At 29.4% G+C, this 18,112-nt stretch carries 16 protein-coding genes; 7 read left to right on the plus strand and 9 right to left on the minus strand.

Translation table 11 applies throughout. The features are described 5' to 3' along the window. Positions 1-39: 39 nt before the first annotated feature. Both ppcA and C7N71_RS00940 read right to left on the minus strand, forming a co-directional pair. Complete coding sequence (gene ppcA / locus C7N71_RS00935; RefSeq protein WP_105987317.1) at positions 40-1,551, minus strand: phosphoenolpyruvate carboxylase; 1,512 nt, start codon at positions 1,549-1,551, stop codon at positions 40-42. A 21-nt stretch (positions 1,552-1,572) separates the two neighbouring features. Continuing rightward, positions 1,573-2,748 (minus strand): aminotransferase class I/II-fold pyridoxal phosphate-dependent enzyme, encoded by a 1,176-nt coding sequence (locus C7N71_RS00940; protein WP_105987318.1) that lies wholly within the window; start codon positions 2,746-2,748, stop codon positions 1,573-1,575. 342 nt (positions 2,749-3,090) lie between these two features. Between C7N71_RS00940 and C7N71_RS00945 the strand changes: the two genes are divergently transcribed. The 3 genes from C7N71_RS00945 to C7N71_RS00955 all read left to right on the plus strand — a co-directional run bounded on the left by C7N71_RS00945 (position 3,091) and on the right by C7N71_RS00955 (position 5,816). Then, positions 3,091-3,777: a VIT1/CCC1 transporter family protein gene (locus C7N71_RS00945; protein ID WP_105987319.1), complete on the plus strand. Its 687-nt coding sequence runs from the start codon at positions 3,091-3,093 to the stop codon at positions 3,775-3,777. A gap of 17 nt (positions 3,778-3,794) precedes the next feature. Further along, entirely contained in the window at positions 3,795-4,481 is a 687-nt protein-coding gene (locus C7N71_RS00950; RefSeq protein WP_225361851.1) for a VIT1/CCC1 transporter family protein, read from the plus strand. A gap of 78 nt (positions 4,482-4,559) precedes the next feature. Further along, positions 4,560-5,816: a M20/M25/M40 family metallo-hydrolase gene (locus C7N71_RS00955; RefSeq protein ID WP_105987320.1), complete on the plus strand. Its 1,257-nt coding sequence runs from the start codon at positions 4,560-4,562 to the stop codon at positions 5,814-5,816. A gap of 43 nt (positions 5,817-5,859) precedes the next feature. On the opposite strand, the gene C7N71_RS00960 is transcribed toward C7N71_RS00955, so the two are convergent. The 4 genes from C7N71_RS00960 to C7N71_RS00975 form a co-directional block, all read right to left on the minus strand. Beyond that, positions 5,860-6,348: a hypothetical protein gene (locus tag C7N71_RS00960; RefSeq protein WP_105987321.1), complete on the minus strand. Its 489-nt coding sequence runs from the start codon at positions 6,346-6,348 to the stop codon at positions 5,860-5,862. Between the two features lie 65 nt (positions 6,349-6,413). Beyond that, positions 6,414-8,345, minus strand: a complete 1,932-nt coding sequence (locus C7N71_RS00965; RefSeq protein WP_105987322.1) for a S9 family peptidase — start codon at positions 8,343-8,345, stop codon at positions 6,414-6,416. Positions 8,346-8,357: 12 nt separating this feature from the next. After that, complete coding sequence (locus C7N71_RS00970) at positions 8,358-9,113, minus strand: YibE/F family protein (RefSeq protein ID WP_105987323.1); 756 nt, start codon at positions 9,111-9,113, stop codon at positions 8,358-8,360. Beyond that, a complete protein-coding gene (locus C7N71_RS00975) occupies positions 9,110-10,213 on the minus strand; it encodes a YibE/F family protein (RefSeq protein ID WP_105987324.1) in 1,104 nt (367 codons plus the stop codon). The genes C7N71_RS00970 and C7N71_RS00975 overlap by 4 nt, the downstream gene beginning before the upstream one ends. A 239-nt stretch (positions 10,214-10,452) precedes the next feature. On the opposite strand from C7N71_RS00975, the gene C7N71_RS00980 reads away from it, so the two are divergent. The 4 genes from C7N71_RS00980 (at position 10,453) to C7N71_RS00995 (ending at position 15,445) form a co-directional block, all read left to right on the plus strand. Continuing rightward, complete coding sequence (locus tag C7N71_RS00980; RefSeq protein WP_105987325.1) at positions 10,453-11,652, plus strand: quaternary amine ABC transporter ATP-binding protein; 1,200 nt, start codon at positions 10,453-10,455, stop codon at positions 11,650-11,652. After that, a complete protein-coding gene (locus C7N71_RS00985; RefSeq protein WP_105987326.1) occupies positions 11,645-12,511 on the plus strand; it encodes an ABC transporter permease in 867 nt (288 codons plus the stop codon). The genes C7N71_RS00980 and C7N71_RS00985 overlap by 8 nt, the downstream gene beginning before the upstream one ends. A 15-nt stretch (positions 12,512-12,526) precedes the next feature. Next, on the plus strand, positions 12,527-13,435 hold the full coding sequence (locus C7N71_RS00990) for a glycine betaine ABC transporter substrate-binding protein (protein WP_105987327.1): 909 nt from the start codon (positions 12,527-12,529) through the stop codon (positions 13,433-13,435). 87 nt (positions 13,436-13,522) lie between these two features. Further along, complete coding sequence (locus C7N71_RS00995) at positions 13,523-15,445, plus strand: M13 family metallopeptidase (protein ID WP_105987328.1); 1,923 nt, start codon at positions 13,523-13,525, stop codon at positions 15,443-15,445. A gap of 44 nt (positions 15,446-15,489) precedes the next feature. Here the strand turns inward: C7N71_RS00995 and C7N71_RS01000 are convergent, their stop codons facing one another. Genes C7N71_RS01000 through C7N71_RS01010 form a run of 3 tightly spaced genes read right to left on the minus strand, consistent with a single transcriptional unit; the run spans position 15,490 to position 18,062 of the window. Further along, positions 15,490-16,365, minus strand: a complete 876-nt coding sequence (locus C7N71_RS01000) for an ABC transporter ATP-binding protein (RefSeq protein ID WP_105987329.1) — start codon at positions 16,363-16,365, stop codon at positions 15,490-15,492. A gap of 19 nt (positions 16,366-16,384) precedes the next feature. Next, positions 16,385-17,233 (minus strand): ABC transporter permease family protein, encoded by an 849-nt coding sequence (locus C7N71_RS01005; RefSeq protein WP_140921675.1) that lies wholly within the window; start codon positions 17,231-17,233, stop codon positions 16,385-16,387. 34 nt (positions 17,234-17,267) lie between these two features. Beyond that, entirely contained in the window at positions 17,268-18,062 is a 795-nt protein-coding gene (locus tag C7N71_RS01010; protein WP_105987331.1) for an ABC transporter permease family protein, read from the minus strand. Between the last annotated feature and the right edge of the window lie 50 nt (positions 18,063-18,112).

Here is an 18,112-nt window from a genome sequence, read left to right on the forward strand (position 1 = left end):
ATAAAGCCACTACTAAAATTAATTAGTAGTGGTCTTTTATTATCCTAAGAAATGTCTTATTTTCGCCATTTTTTCAATTAAAATATTACGAACTTCTTCATCATTAATTCTAACTAAATCATTAGCTAATTTAGCATGTTCCATTTCATCTTCATCAGTTGGACCAGCGGTAATATCAAAGATATCTTGAATAGCATCAACATCTTCTTTTACGCCTTGCCAATTATTATTTTGTTTAATTAATGAATCTAAAGCATTTGCACTAAAGTATTTTAACACGTGTTCAAAATCATATTTAATATTTGGATAGTATTGAGTTAAAGTTTTAAATTCTTCCTTATCCAATTTCTGCAAAATACGACCCGTTCCAAGCACTTCTGGTGGCACTCCTACTGAATATAAGGAGCCAGTAAAAGTAATTGCACGAGGCATTTTATAGCCATCAACGTCACGAGAATATCCAATAATTCCAACATGTTGATGACGATCACGACGTTTTGGAAAGGCATCAAAAACAGATTGTAAATCATTAATTAAAGGATCTAGCGTTTTATGATATTCAGCTGCTGCTTTATCTGCAACATTTAGCAATGTTTGTTGATCTTCATCATTGATAATTTTAAAAGCATTATGTTGTAAACCATCACGTAATTTAGCAATTGCTGGTTTGACCACTGAATCTAGTGGATAGTCATATCTAAATGCTGACTGAATGGTTGCAGTCTTTAATCCCGGAAATTCTTCTAGATAACGATCAACTAACTTAGGAGATAACCCCCCTCTAAAAATAGTGCTACCAGTACCGGCAATTGGATAAATATCAATTCCAGACTCAGTTGAAAATTCACCTAATTTAGTCAATGCTAATTTGTTTCCAATAATACTATTTAAGAAACCATTTGATAGTGCTGAATCAGAACCAGCTAAAAATACACGCATATATTTTAAATCTTCACCAAAGTTTTTCTTATATAGTTCTACATATTTTTTCAAAATTTTAGGTGCATTATATTGAGCTTCAAAGCTTTCAAATAATGGAATCATTCTCAGACGATCGGTATTTTTATGACCATTACCAAATTCTCGGTCTTTAAAATGAGCTAAGCTAGAAAATTTTTCTTCCATTTTTAATAATTGATCAGCAGTTCTAGCCATTGGTAAAATTGCTTCAAATAATGGACGATTTTTAAACTTTAAATCATCAGCAAAATCTTCTGCTAATAAAATTGTTGTCATAGCCTGCATTAAGCTATAGCCTTTTTCTTCCCAAATATTAGGTAATCTAAAAGTAAGAAATTTATCATTGCCTAGTGGATGTTTTTTAAAATATTCATAATGTTCTGAATATAATCGATCAATTACTGAGGAATCAGCATGTTTGCCTTCCCAATCCCACATATATTCATCAGCATCCAAAACATCATAATTTTGATATGCCTCATTAATTTCATTAAAAGCTGAAACAAATGGTTCGCCATCTTTTTTAAAAAATGGAACGTTAGCGTTATCTGGGTGTTGAGTGCCCATAATGTTCGGTATTCTTCTATCCATAATATTTACCCCCAAAATAATCTAATTTAAATATGATTTCAGTCTTTTTAGTGCTTCATGAATAGTTTCATCAGATGCCGCATAGGAAAATCTAATATGGCCTTCACCGCCAGGTCCAAATGCACTTCCTGGAATTACACCAACTTTAGCTTTTTTGGCTAAATCTAATGCAAATGCTTCATCGTCTTTACCAAATTGATCTGGAATTTTGGCAAACATGTAAAAAGCACCTTTAGGTTGTGGCATATCAAAACCTAATTCAGTTAATCCTTTTTGTAAGATATCACGACGTTTTTTATAAATTTTGCTCATTTCAGTTGGATCTTGCATTCCATTTTTTAAGGCTTCTTCTGCTGCAACTTGTGCAGAATTGGTAGTGGCTGTAACTAAAAATGCATGCACCATTGATAATTTTTTAATAATTGGACTAGGTCCACAAATATATCCTACTCGATAGCCCGTCATAGCATGTGATTTGGACAATCCACTAATATATAAAGTTTGTTCTGGTAACATTTCAGCAATTGAATAATGCTTTACATCATAAGTAATGTCACTATAAATTTCATCAGAAACAACAAATAATTTACGTTTCTTAATAACATTAGCTAATTTTTGTAAATCATCCTTTGAATATTCCACTCCAGTTGGATTACCAGGATAGTTTAATAAAACGGCTTTGACTGATGAACCTTCTTTATCCAATGTTTCTTTTAATTTTTCTGGACTTAAAACAAAATCATTATCAGAAGTATCAACTTTAATAGGAGTTGCTCCTAAAATCTTAATAATAGGAAAATACAAAGCAAATGTTGGTGTAGGAACAATTACTTTATCACCTTTATTTAAAATAGTTTGAAAAGCTGCATAAATCGCTTCAGTAGCTCCTACAGTAACAACAACTTCAGATTCAGCATCATAATTTAAATTATGCATTTTATTTAAATAATTAGAAATTGCATCCCTTAATTCTTGCTTACCAGTTTGAGTAGCATAATGGGAATCATTATTCATGATGCTATCGGCACCCGCTTTTTTAACATGTTCAGGAGTATTTAAATCAGGTTCTCCAATTGTTAATTTAATAATTCCATCAATATTAGAAATCTTTTTATCAAAACTTCTAATTCCAGACGGTGCTAATAAATCTAAACTTTTATTGTATACATTGTTTAATGATGAAGCCAATTTTGGCATTACTTTTCCCCCTAAATTAACAAAAAGAGACCCTTGTTTTTTCATAAAACAACGGGTCTCTTTTCAAAGAACAATTCACATTTTAATGTTAATAAAATCATAGTATAACTTATTAATAAAATCAACATTGTTTTATAACCATATTATAATCAATAATTTAATTTTCATTAGTAGGCCTTATTATATGGGCATTTTAACTAATCAAACACCTCTTTTTTGGTTTGCCTAACTTTTTCTTTCAATATACAATATTTTATAAAGACTTTACAAGATCGCAATTTAATAATATAGTTATAATTGTTATTAATTAATAATCATTATAAACTAAAAGGTGAATATTTAATGAAAAATAAAAAAAGTTTAGCTCAAAAAATAAACGTTATTAGAGCTAGTGTGATGGGGTCTAATGATGGCATCCTTTCAGTTGCTGGAATTGTCATCGGAGTTGCTGGAGCAACTACTAATACTTTTTCAATTTTCATTTCAGGAATTGCTGGAATGATTGCTGGGACTGTTTCAATGGCAATGGGTGAATATGTATCCGTTAATACCGAAAGTGATTCTCAAAAGCGAGCTGTTATGAACGAAAAATATGCTTTAAAAAATAACTATGATGAAGAATTTAATTTTGTCAAAAACAAATACATGCAAAGTGGTATTTCTGAAGCACTATCTAATAAAGCAACTAAAGAAATGATGAACAAAGATGCTTTAGTTACAACTGTTCGTGAAAAATATGGCTTTGTTGTTAATAATTTTACTAGTCCATATGATGCAGCAATTGCATCAATGATTTCATTTCCAATTGGATCTATATTACCATTATTAGCCATATCGTTATTTCCATCCGGAATTAATATCATTGCTACCTTTATTGCCGTAATCATTGCTCTTGCAATCACTGGATATATTGCAGCAATTCTGAGTCATGCTAATAAATTAAGATCAATGATCAGAAATATTATATCTGGAACATTAACAATGATTGTTACATACTTAATTGGTTTATTAGTTGGGATGTTTAGTTAACAGGAGATTAAATTATTATGCAAAAGAAAAAACAAAATATGAATGAAAAATTAAATACCCTAAGAGCAGGAGTTCTTGGTTCAAATGATGGGATTTTAACAGTTGTAGGAGTATTATTCTCTGTGGCCGTTGCTACACCAAATATATTCACCATTTTCATTGCTGGACTTTCTGACTTATTGGCATGTGCATTTTCAATGGCTTCTGGTGAATATGCATCAGTTAGTTCGCAAAGAGATGCTGAAAGTTCTGCTGTAAAAGTTGAACAAAAATTATTACAAGATGATATTAGTAGTGAAATTAAAGCTGTAAAAAAATACTATGTAAGCAGAGGTATCAGTGATGAAACATCTACTGAAATAGCTAAAGAATTGATTGAAAAGAAGCCTTTAGATACTGTTGTTAACACAAAATACGGTATTCAATTAGGACATTATATGAATCCTTGGAATGCAGCTTTTTCTTCATTGGTATCTGCATCTTTAGGAGGAATCTTTCCATTACTAGCTATGAGTCTAACTAGTGGTATTTATCGTTGGCCATCAACTATTGTTGCTGTAATTCTATCAGTCGCCATAACTGGTTATCTAAGTGCTAAATTAGGTAATGGTTTAGCTAAAACCGCCGTTATCCGTAATATAATTATTGGTATTTTAACTATGGCGATTCACTTTGCGCTTGGAAAATTAATGAATCAATTTTAATTAAAATATAATATTGATTTTTTAGTTATTATCCCATAGAATTATTCTAATCGTTATATGATTTTAGGAGGATGTTCTATGGAAAAAGTCGAGAAGATTCAAATTTTAAAGAACATTGTAAATATGCCCACTGTTGATGATAATGAAAATGATGTTGCAAAATATCTATCAGATACATTCAAAAAACACAATATTAATAGCAAACTAATCATGCAATATCATGGTCGTAGTAATTTAATTGTTGAAATTGGAAATGGCGAACATCCTAAATTAGGTTTAAGTGGTCATTTAGATACTGTTCATCAAGGAGATGAACGGACTTGGCTATCTGATCCATTCAAAGCCAATATTAAAAATGGTCGTTTATATGGTCGTGGTGCTTCTGATATGAAATCAGGGATAGCACAAATGGTTATTTCAATGATTGAATTATATGAATCATCCTCTAAAATTAACGGTACCATTAGATTTATTGCCACTATTGGCGAAGAATTAAGTGCAGCTGGTGCAAAATATTTAACTGATAAAGGTTTTGCTGATGACTTAGATGCAATGATTATTGCTGAACCTAGTGGTGTAAATCTTCATCGATTAAGAAAATATGTTAATAGTGATGGTGTGACTATTGCACCTGAAACATTAAAAGAATTGTTAAAAACATCATTCCTGTCAGATGCTAATGAACAGCATTTTATAGTTAGTGCTCATAAAGGATGGATGGCTTATCGAGTAACTGCCCATGGTAAAGCGGTTCATAGTTCAATGCCTCGTATGGGAATTAATGCTATTGATACTTTAATAAAATACTATTTAAAAGAAAAGGAATTTTATGCTGAATTAAAAGAATCAGATCCTGAATTAGGAAAAACTGTTTACTCTCCTGATATTTTTCGTGGTGGTAAACAAATTAATTCAGTTCCTGATTTAGCATATGAAATCGTTAAGGTTCGTACTATCCCACAAGTGGATAATGAAGAATTAACTAATCGCCTTCAATGTATGATCGATAAAATGAATACAGAACCAGGAATTGATTTAGAATTAACAATTGAACATAGTGAAATGCCCGTAAAAAGTGATAATCACACTGGTTTAATTCAAATTTTACAGAATAATGCTAAAAACATTATGGATGAACCAATGCCCCTACCAAAAATTGGTGTTTCCTTAGGTACTGATGCATCAGAGTTTCGAAGTCGTAATAAAGACATGGATGTCATTATCTTAGGTCCTGGAAATACAACTGCGCATAGTCCTAACGAATATGTAGATATGCCTAGTTACTTCAATATGATTAATTTACTCGAAAAAACAATTAAAGATTTTATGAAATAAAAGAACCGCTAATCTATAAATTAGATTAGCGGTTCTTTTATTACTATAGCAAGGTAAAACCTTGTTCATATAATAATTCAAATAATAATTCAAATACATCCACAGCAATAAATATTCCAATCATTGTGAAGAAAGTTAATTTATTAGATTGTTGTTTCAATTTCAAAGTTTCATTGTCATACTGCCAAAGCTTTTTGATAAAATTAGTGTTTTTAAACTCATTAATAATATAAATAGCCTCAATAACTATTAAAATCAAAATCATCCAATTGTTGGCAAGTTGTACATAAAAAATACTTAAAATAAAAATTGTAAATATAATTGCAATTAAACTATAACGAAGATTTAAGCCAGTTGATTGTTTACCTTGATTATTAAGTTTCGCAATTAATGACTTATCATTCAATGAAGTTGTGATATTTTTATGGACTTGATTATTAAGTTTCCTAATTTTGGGATAAACTTCTAACAATCCAAACAATACCGCAGCTGCTAATACAAATAATAAAACAATATAAACCATAGTATTCATAAATTCCACTTCACTTTCATATGTAATGTTATTTACATTATCACACTAATTTTATAAATAAAAAACTAATTAAGATGTATATTGAACCATTCACATATATCATTCATTCTTGTGACTCTTAAATTTGGTAAACCATTTCTTGAAAATCCATGAAATGATTGAGGATATCTAATATAATCACTTTCAACATTGTTACACTTAATACCTTGAAATAATGCCTCACTTTGATTAACAGGACAGCGCATATCCCACTCACCATGCTGAATTCTAGTTGGCGTATGAATATTATGAACATATTTTAGTGGGGAACGATTCCAATAAAAATTGAGTCCATATTTATCATATAAATCTAATCCCAATTCATTTTTTGAAAAACGTACTCCAATATCAGAAGTTCCATAAAATGAGTGCCAATCAACAATAGGTCTTTGAACAATGGCTGCTTTGAATCTATCAGTATGTGAAATAATCCAACTAGACATGAATCCTCCGTAGGAACCACCAGCTATAAAAAGATTATTCTGGTCTAAATGCTTAAATTTATTTAGTGCATAATCTAAACCGCTCATGATATCTGCAAAATCTTCTTTTCCCACTCTACCAACAGATGCTTTTTCAAATGCTTGACCATAGCTGCTAGAGCCTCGCGGATTAATAAATAAAATTGCATATCCATGGTTAGCAAGAAATTGAAATTCATAGAAAAAACTTTCACCATATGTTTCATGTGGACCTCCGTGAATATACAAAATAGTAGGATATTTGTCTCTTTTTTGATTAGGCAATAATAACCAACCATTTATATTAAACAAGTTGTCTTTAGAAATAGTAGAAAATTTATATGAACTACAGAATTCATGATTCAAAGTAAACTGCTTATTAGGATCATATATCAATTTTTGAATATTGTTACAAAAATCAAAAATGATTAATTGATTGGGTAATTTTTGAGAAGAAACACTTAATAATAATTTTTTATTTTTCAATATACTGAAGTCATATATTTCTGTTTTATCATCATATATTTTTTGAATATCACTATTTTGTCCTAAATAAAGTTGACTCCGCCCATGATGAGTAGCATGAAAAATATACTGCTGATTGTTTAGCCATTTAACACCATTGTTACTACGATTCTGTACAAAATCAGTTGCTAAACCGCCATTATAACTTGGTTCTATATCAAAAAGATTTTCAGTAAGATTAATGAGCTTATTTTCAAAAGAATTAAATAAATAAAGACTAAAAACATTACTACTACCATAAATATTATAATTACCCACTAATAATATGCTTTTACAATCTGGAGAATATACTGCCTCATTAAAATTACCATCACTAGTAGTTATTAATGATTTTTCCATATTAATTAGATTAATTTCGTAGATTCGAGAAATACTCTTTTCATTAGAAAAAACACTTTCACTAAATAAAATATGCTCCCCAGTATTATCAACATCTAGCATTTTAAAATTTTGATATGTAGATTTTAATAAATTTATTTTCCCTGTTTGAACATCTAATGCATATAAATAATAAAGCGTCTGATTATCTTTCCAACCAAAACCATCAGAACGATTATCTAGTTTATTTATATACCTAGTTTTAGGGAATTTGTTTACAGAAAATTTAGGAACAGTAAACCTCTTTGTAGTTTTAAAAAATAATTTTTTGTTATTTTTGGAACTAATCAAATTGCTTACTGTATCACCAAAAGTAAGCTGTTTACTGCAATCATTATTTAAAGACATCTTAATTAATTGCATTTTTGAATCGATACTAGCTAAATAATAAAGTGAATTTCCTAGTTTAATCGGGTTAGTACTGAAATTTTCATTAGTGCATTGCTCTACATTAAAATTCGAATCTAAATGAAATATTTTTGCAGTATAATTATTTTCAATTTTATTTATACCATTTTTAACGAAAAATCCATCACTATTTAATTGTGTTAATGAAAATAAATTATAAATGTCCTCAGAATTGATTTTTTGCATATAATTAGCCTCTTAGTTATTATCTTTCCGCCATTTTTCAGCAATCACTAATGAAGTAATTGGAATTGTTAAAATAACTCCTATTAATGAAAATAAAATTACGATTAGTTGAGCATCAAAGACCTTGTCATTAAGAATATTACCAAATGAATAATTCAAACTATGAAACCAAACAAATAAAGATAAAGATCCACCAAAAAGTCCAAAAAATAATGTATTTAAGGTAGTCCCAATAATTTGTTTCCCAACATAAATACCATCAAATAATAATCGGCTTGGTTTAATTTTTGGATGCTGCTCTTTAATTTCATCTAAGCCAGATGCAATCGCCATAGTTGCTTCAGCAATTGCACCTAGTGTACTTAAAATAGCTGTTGCTATTTCAATCTTAACAAAATTAATACCAATCAAAATAGATAAGCCTTCTAAGTCATCACTATCTTCTAATCCGAATCCCTGAACTTGTGCCCAGTGTTCCACTGGAATAATAAGTAAAACTAAAATAAATAAGACTAAAATTGAAGATAAAAAAGCTAATCCACTAGTATTATCATCGGTTCCACTTAAAAAAATTGTCAAAGCTAGTACAATAACACCAGTTATAACAGTTACAATAATTGGCGGAAAATGAAAAGCAATTAAAACAATTGCAAAAAACAAAAAACCAAAGTTTAAAATTAAACTTAAAAATGATTGTAACCCTTGTTTCCCACCTACTAATAACATCAAAATAAATAAAACAATTCCTAATACAATAATTGCACTCATTTTTGATTCTCCTTAGCAAATAAACTAGTTAATGCACTAGCAACTGGAATTGCTAAAACAATTCCAATACCACTAATAAGACTTTGAACCATGCCTAATGACATATTCATAGAAAAAGAATAACCCCAACTATTACCGTTCTTTAAGAACAACAATGTCATTGGCAATGTTTCTCCCATAAAAATAAAGAACAATACATTAATTAGAGGTCCCATAATGGTTTTACCGATATTTCTACCGGAAAGGAAAATTTGTTTTTTAGATATTTGTGGACGTTCCATTTTTAATGCAAATAAGGAGGAAATAATATCAGTCGACTCATCCATGACAGCACCTAATGAACCAATAATCGTGGATGCCAAAAACAATGGTCGAGGTGGTTGGGTCACATATTGCATTGATTCATAAAAGATGCCCTTTTCATGAGTAAATTTAAAAACAATTAAACTTAAGATAATTGAAATAACTGTACATATTAATGTAGAAGCTAGCGTTACATACATTTGTCTGTTATGACCAATAATTACCAATAATGTAACAGCTGAAAAGATGGCAGCTAAAATACTAAAAATAATTAAAACATTATTCCCGTTATTAAAGCCATCCAAATATATAGCAAAAATAAATAAAATAGTATTAATGATAATACTACCAACAGCAGTAATTCCAGAAAATTTTAGGAAAATACATAGCAATGCGATTGCTAAATATATTAAGAATATAATAGGCACATCCCGCTTATAATCTTTAATTGTGGCATTTAATCCACCAGATTTATGTAATATGATAAATGCTTTTTGTCCAGGATAATATTTATGATCCATTGCTCTAGACATCGTGTAACTATTATTAATAGAAATTCTTTTACCTTTATACTGACCATTTGTGATATGTCCTGTTAAGTTTTGTTGATAAGTATAATCAGTATTTTGAAAGCTATCTTTACTCTTGTCGGTGCTAATTTGCTTAGCAGTTTCTACTTTAAAAATTGGTTTTTGATATAAGAAATCATCGTGATTAGTAAATGTAATTAGTAATATTCCACCTAACAAAAATGCTAAGATCATTTTAATAGGTAACCTTTTCAATAATTTAACCATGCACTTTTCATCTCATTTTTGGTAATTTGTACTACAATGTAATGTAGATAACGTAATTTTAACATAGTTCAAATAAATTACTAATAAAGTGCATAACTTTAAGCTATAGAAGCACTTCATCCCGTCAAATCAACTTTTCAAAATGGTGTAAAATTTGACATAACTGTTACTTTCTTGTAATAATGTTATTTATGCGTTTACACTTATTATAGTATCTATAATTTTTAAGGAGGAATTTTATGACCAAAAAAGTTGAAGTTAAACACCTAACTAAAATTTTCGGTCATCATACTGGTCGTGCAAAAGAAATGATCAGTGATGGTAAGTCCAAAGACGAAATTTTGGCAAAGACTAATAGTGTTGTTGGTGTTCATGACGCCAACTTCGATGTTAATGAAAATGAAATCTTTGTTATTATGGGACTATCCGGAAGTGGTAAGTCTACATTAATCAGAATGTTAAATCGTTTGTATGAACCAACTAGTGGTGAAATCATCCTAGATGGACAAAACGTTACTAATTTTGATAAAAAACAATTACGTGAATTTAGACGTAAAAAAATGAGCATGGTTTTCCAAAACTTTGCGTTATTCCCTAATCGTACAATTTTAGGAAATACATCTTATGGTTTGGAAATTCAAGGCGTTGATAAAGCTACTCGTGATAAAAAAGCTCATGAATGTTTAGAATTAGTAGGTCTTCATGGCTATGACAATCGTTATCCTAGTGAACTATCAGGTGGTCAACAACAACGTGTTGGACTAGCTCGTGGATTAGCTAATGATCCTGAAATCCTACTAATGGATGAAGCTTTCTCTGCCTTAGATCCACTTAACAGAAAAGAAATGCAAGATGAATTGCTTGAATTACAGGCACATTTAAAGAAGACAATCATATTTATTTCACATGATTTGAATGAAGCTTTACGTATTGGTGATCGTATTATGATTATGCGTGATGGTGAAATCGTTCAAATCGGTGGACCAGAAGATATTTTACAACATCCTAAAAATGAATACGTTGAAAAATTCATTGAAGGTGTTGATCGTACTAAGATTCTTACTGCTAGTCGTGTTATGATTCGTCCAAATGTTGTAAACATTGAAAAAGATGGACCTAGAACTGCATTAAGATTAATGCAACATAATGAAGTTTCAAGTGTCTTCGTTGTTGATTCACAACATCATTTCAAAGGTTTAGTTGATGCTAAAGAAGTTATTAACTTAATCGAAAATGATAAACGTGATCTTACTGAAATTTTAAATACTAGCATTCCAACAACCTCTCCTGATACTCCTATCAAATCAATTTTGAATGATATTTCTAAAACTTCCGTTCCTTTCTCAGTTGTTGATAATGAGGGTCGTTTATTAGGAATTATCCTTAGAAGTTCTGTTCTTGAAGCAATTTCTGGAAGTGAGGTTGAAAATAATGGCTAATTTATTCACATTAAATATGACACAAATTCCTTTGGCAGATTGGATTAACAAGTTTGTTAATTGGTTAACTCAATTTGTTGGATTCTTTAATGGTATTACTAATTTTATTGGTGGAATTGTTAACGGTTTTCAAGCTATTTTTGATATTCTACCTATTTGGTTATTTATTATTATTGTTCTTGGTATTACCTACTGGGCTTTACATGATAGTAAGCACTGGGGATTAATGTTATTTGAAATATTAGGTTTATTATTAATTTGGAACCAAGGTTACTGGCGTGATATGACTCAAACTTTAACTTTAGTTTTAACTTCTAGTTTGATTATTGTAATTATTGGTATTCCATTAGGTATTTGGATGGCTAAAAGTCATACTGTTCATTTGATTGTTAAACCAATCTTAGACTTTATGCAAACCATGCCCGCCTTTGTTTACTTAATTCCTGCTGTATCATTATTTGGTATTGGAATGGTTCCAGGTGTTATTGCTTCAGTTATTTTCTCACTACCTCCAGTAGTTAGAATGACTGATTTAGGTATTCAACAAGTTCCTGCTGATTTAGTTGAAGCTGCCGATTCATTCGGTTCAACTGGTTGGCAAAAATTAATTAAAGTTGAATTACCAATTGCAAAGAGCACATTAATGTCTGGTGTAAACCAAGGTATGATGTTAGCACTATCAATGGTTGTTATTGCTTCTATGATTGGTGCTACTGGTCTAGGTGCTCAAGTTTACTTTGCCGTTGGTAGAAATAATGCTGGTTCAGGATTTGCTGCTGGTATTGCTATCGTTATCTTGGCAATTATCTTAGACCGTATTACACAAGCATTTAACAAAAGTAAAAAAAGTTCAGACTAATTAAGGAGGATTATAATGAGAAAGAGACTTAAATTTGTTCTTGGAACTTTATCAATGTTTCTTCTTGCTACAGTATTAACTGCTTGCAGTAGTGCTACTTCACCTTATAATTCTCATAAGAAGTTAGGACCTCAAATCAATTACACAATTACTGGGATTGATGCTGGTGCTGGTATTATGGCTTCTACTCAAAATGCTTTAAAGGAATATCCTTTAGCAAAAAATAATTGGCAATTACAAACAAGTTCTACTGCTGCTATGACAAGTACTTTGAACAAAGCAATTAAATATAAACAACCAATTGTTATAACTGGTTGGCAACCACATTGGATGTTCAAAAAATTCCCTATTAAATTCTTAAAAGATCCTAAGAATGTATATGGTAAAGCTGAACAAATCCATACCATTGCAAGGGTTGGCTTGAAGAAAGATAATCCTGGTGCCTATCAACTTCTAAAACAATTCCATTGGACCCCTGCTCAAATGTCTGATGTTATGTTAAAGACAAATGCCGGAGTTGATCCTAAAAAAGCTGCTGATGATTTCATTAAGAATAATCCAAAATTAGTGGCTGAATGGACTAAAGGTGTTCCAAAGGGAAATGGTAAGCCAATTAAATTATCTTACGTAGCATGGGATTCTGAAATCGCATCTACTAATGTTATGGCTGAACTATTAAATCATTTAGGCTACAAGGCAAATATCCAAGCTCTAGAAATGCAACCAATGTTTGCATCTATTGCAACTAATGCTGCTGATGCTTCACTAGCTGCTTGGTTACCAAACACTGCTGGTCTTTACATGAAACAATATAAAGGCAAGATTGATGATGTTGGTACCAACCTAAATGGTGCTAAAGTTGGTTTGGCTGTTCCAAAATATATGAAGAATATCAATTCAATTGATGATTTAATCAATAAATAAAATGAAAAACCATTCACATAGCTTGTGAATGGTTTTTTTGTATATTATAGTTTGATATAGATTATATTTATAAGATGAGGTGTTCTAATGAATAATAATGAAATTAGTGATTCAAAAATTAGAAATAACTTTTATGATGCTGTGAATGGTGAATGGATTAAAAATGCTACCATCCCTAGTGATCATTCATCTACTGGTGGATTTATGGACTTAGTAGATAATATTGATAAAACATTAATGAATGATTTTAAAGATATAAAAGCAGGTAAAATTAAGCTTCAAAATGATGATATGATTGAATTTAAAAAGCTATACGAATTAGCGACTGATTTTGATAAACGTGAAAAAGATGGTGCAAAACCAGTTAAATCTATTTTGGAAAAAATTGAAAATATTAAATCATTTGATGATTTAAACAATCAATTAGCCAACTGGACTTTGGATGGGCTTCCCCTTCCATTTAATTTTGGTATTGAAGCTGATATGAAGAATGCAAAATATAATGCTTTATATGCAAGTGGAGCTGGAACTTTCTTACCAGATAAAACTTATTATGATAAAGACAATCCTGCTGGTGCCAAATTAATGCCAGTGTTTAAAGATATGTCTAAAAAATTACTAGTAATGGCTGGATATAATGAAGCACAAGCTAAAAATATTGTTGATTCTGCTGAAAAGTTTGATCGCTTAATTGCACCAAACATTAAATCAGCTGAAGAAAGTGCCGATTTTACAAAGATGTATAATCCTATGTCATTTGATTCTTTATCAAATAAAGTAGACAAATTTAATTTAAATAGTTATGTAAAGGATTTAATTGGACAAGAGCCAGATCAAGTAATTGTATCAGAACCTGAATATTTTGATGCATTTAACAAAATTGTAAATGATGATACTTTTGCGATGATGAAAAATTGGATGTTAGTTAAAACAATTAATGCTTCCACTGGTCTTTTAACTGAAGAATTTAGACAAGTTGGTGGCGAATTCTCTAGAACCTTATCTGGTAAAAAATCAGCTGTTAAGAAAGAAAAAGCTGCTTATTACCTCGCATCAGGAACTTTTGACCAAGTAATTGGTGATTACTATGGTCATAAATACTTTGGTGAAAAAGCTAAACAAAATGTTTACGACATGGTTGTGAAAATGATCAATGTATATGAAAAACGTTTAAACAATAATACTTGGTTAAGCGAAGATACTAAAAAAATGGCAATTAAGAAATTAAATGCACTGCAAATTCATGTTGGTTATCCAGATAAAATCAATCCTTTATTTGATACTTTCAAAGTTAATGGCAAAGATGAAAATGGTGATTTATTCACTAATGTTCACAACATTGGTAAATTAGTTATTAAAGATGAATTTAGCAAGTGGAACAAACCAGTAGATAAAAGTTTATGGGATATGAGTGCTAACACAGTGAATGCTTATTATTCACCATTAGAAAATGTAATTGTCTTCCCTGCTGCTATTCTGCAAGCACCTTTCTACAGTTTAAAACAATCATCAAGTGAAAACTTTGGTGGTATTGGAGCTGTAATTGCACATGAAATCTCACATGCATTTGATAATAATGGATGTCAATTTGACGAAGAAGGTAATTTAAACAACTGGTGGACTAAAGAAGATCATGAGCACTTTGATAAACTAGCTCAAAGCATGATCAAAGAATTCGATGGTATTCCATTTGCCGGCCAAAAAGTTAATGGTAAACTTACAGTTTCTGAAAACATCGCTGATGGTGGTGGCTTAAGTTGTGCAGAAGAAGCAGCTAAAGGCGAAGAAGATTGCAATTTACGTGATTTCTTCATTAACTGGGCTAAAATCTGGCGTACAAAGTCAACTGAACAATTTAAACAATTATTATTATCAATTGATGTGCATGCTCCTTCTGAATTAAGAGCACAAGTTCAGGTTAAAAATTTATCTGATTTCTATACTACATTTGATGTTAAACCTAGTGATAGTATGTACATGAAACCTGAAGATCGTGTAAATATTTGGTAATTAATATAACTAAAAAGGACTGTCCTTATAAGGACAGCCCTTTTTTATTCACTTTGTTTAACTTTTGTTTTAAAAATTTCATCTAAAGTCGGATAATGCTGATTAAAAACTGGTAAATAGCCTTCTTTAGTTACATCATCAAAAATATATTTTCCAAAGCTCACATCATTTAATGTTATATGCGCAGAATTATCATTAATTATATCAATATTTTTAATTCCATTCATACCTTCAAATTTTTGCAAGTTATTATACCCTACAATATCTAATTTAGATCTACCAAATTGATTATATATGTCGTTTAGAGTACCCTTTAAAACAGTTTTTCCATGGCTTAACATAACAACATAATCAGATAGTTTTTCAACGTTTTCCATGTTATGAGTAGAAAAGATAATCATTGTTCCTGACTTTTTAGCTTCCAACACTGCTTTGATTAACAGATCAGCGTTAACTGGATCCAATCCAGAGAAGGGTTCATCCAATATTAATAAGTCTGGATTAAACATTAAACAAGCAATTAATTGAACTTTTTGTGCATTACCCTTAGAAAGGCTTTCCACCTTATCTTCAATATCACCAACTACATTTAATTTTTCCATCCATACTTTTATTTTTTTTAAAGCTTCAACACGTTTCATTCCATGCAAAGAGGCAAAATAAAGCATTTGATTCTTTATGCTCTCTTTCAAGTATAAACCACGTTCTTCTGGCATATACCCTATATTTAAATTATTATTTCTATTAATGTTACCACTACTAGGTTTTATAAAATCCAGCAGCATATGAAAAGTTGTTGATTTACCTGCACCATTTTGACCAATTAAGCTTAATATTTCTCCTTTGTGCAATTGAAAGGATAAATTATTAACTGCTTGAAATCCATCATAACTTTTTGATACATTTTTAAATTCAATCAATATAAGCACCTCAAAATAATTATCTAAATTTAAATCCTTCTATGAAAATATTCTTCTTTTTGTTGGATAATAATCCATATTTAAAAACATGAATCGACTTAACATACAATATGTACATAATCATGATTTGAATAATCAATGTAGAATATGCGAATAAATATGAAATATTACCTGATGCGATTAAAGATGGTGTAAGCGTTGACCCAACAGGTGGCCACATACATATTATATAAAAAATCCAAATCATATTATCTCCATCAAATCCTACAGAATTATATAATAAAGATAAACTAAAAAATTCTAACAAAAAAATCATTGGTGGCATTGTAGCTGAACTAATTTGACTAGTATCAGTTATAAAACATGAGAATTGTACCGTGATTGCTAAAAACATAAATAATGAAACAAATAATGCTAGTATTGAATAAACTATCAGTCCTATTTTTACACGACCAATAAATAAAAATAGAAAATTATTATTCATTACTTTGCTTAAAATTAATATAAAAATAGTATAAAAAGCAATTTGAAAACATAGTAATAAGTAAATTCCCAACATTTTCCCATTTATTTGTTCTTTTGCATCCACAATTGACATCAACATTTCAGATAACTTAGATGTTTTATCTCTTGCAACAGAATTAGCTATTATTCCTATATAAATTAAACAAAAGAAAAATGTTAACACTGGTATAGAAAATCCCCAAACCATATTTATAAAATTAGAATTATTAAAATTAAATTTTAAATTTACATATTTAAATAATGCTGTAACAACAATTAGAGGTATAACAAACATCATCCAATAAGAAAAGCTATTAAATTGATTTAAAAATTCGTGTCTAGCGACCGCAAATAATTGTCTCATTTTAAAGTTCAAAATATCACTTCCATAATAAATTTTATTTAAATAAATATTTTTTATGTTCTTTATTAAAAAATCTAGCAAATATATATATTTCTAAAAATTGAATAATTATTTCTGAGATCAATAAATAAATATTATAATTGTCCAATAATAATAATTTAGAACTAAATAATTGCGATAATATTGGTAGGAACATAGAAATAATAATCAAACTTTTAGCATAAAAATGTAAAGTTATAAATGCAGATATTCCTATAAATAGATAAATTGGCAATAATGAGTATAAAATTTTTTTCTTATTTTTCACAAAAATGCTAATAAAAGAAGCAAATAAAATAATCCATATAATTCCTAGTATCATTAGAATAAATAATTGGATTAATGTTATTGTCCCTATATATGTATATATTTTTGAAAAAGTTATTTTAATTTCATTTTCATTAAAAATAACAATTAGAAGTAAGCAAAAATAAGTTAATAACGTAAAAAATATTAAATTAATAATGCCTAAAATTTTACCAAAAATAATATTTCGACTATTACTAATAGAAAAAAGATACTCATTAATTTTTGACGAACGATCATCAATTAATTCATTACTAACGATAGGAGAAAAAAACATAGCAATAAACAATATTAAAGATATCATTATAGTTAATAAACTAAGTTTACTATTATAACTATTAATAGCATTTTTATTTAACAAAAGCATGGTAAATAAAAAAATAGATGTAGATATTGGTAAAGTGAACCAAATCCAATAAGACGTTTTTTTAATATTAGTCTTAAAAGTAAATTTAGCAACTGAATTTAAATTATGTATATTCATATTAAATACCATCCATCTTATAATTAGTTATGATTAGACTAAAACTAATG

The organism is Apilactobacillus timberlakei (genome assembly GCF_002993965.1).
Lineage (GTDB): Bacteria > Bacillota > Bacilli > Lactobacillales > Lactobacillaceae > Apilactobacillus > Apilactobacillus timberlakei.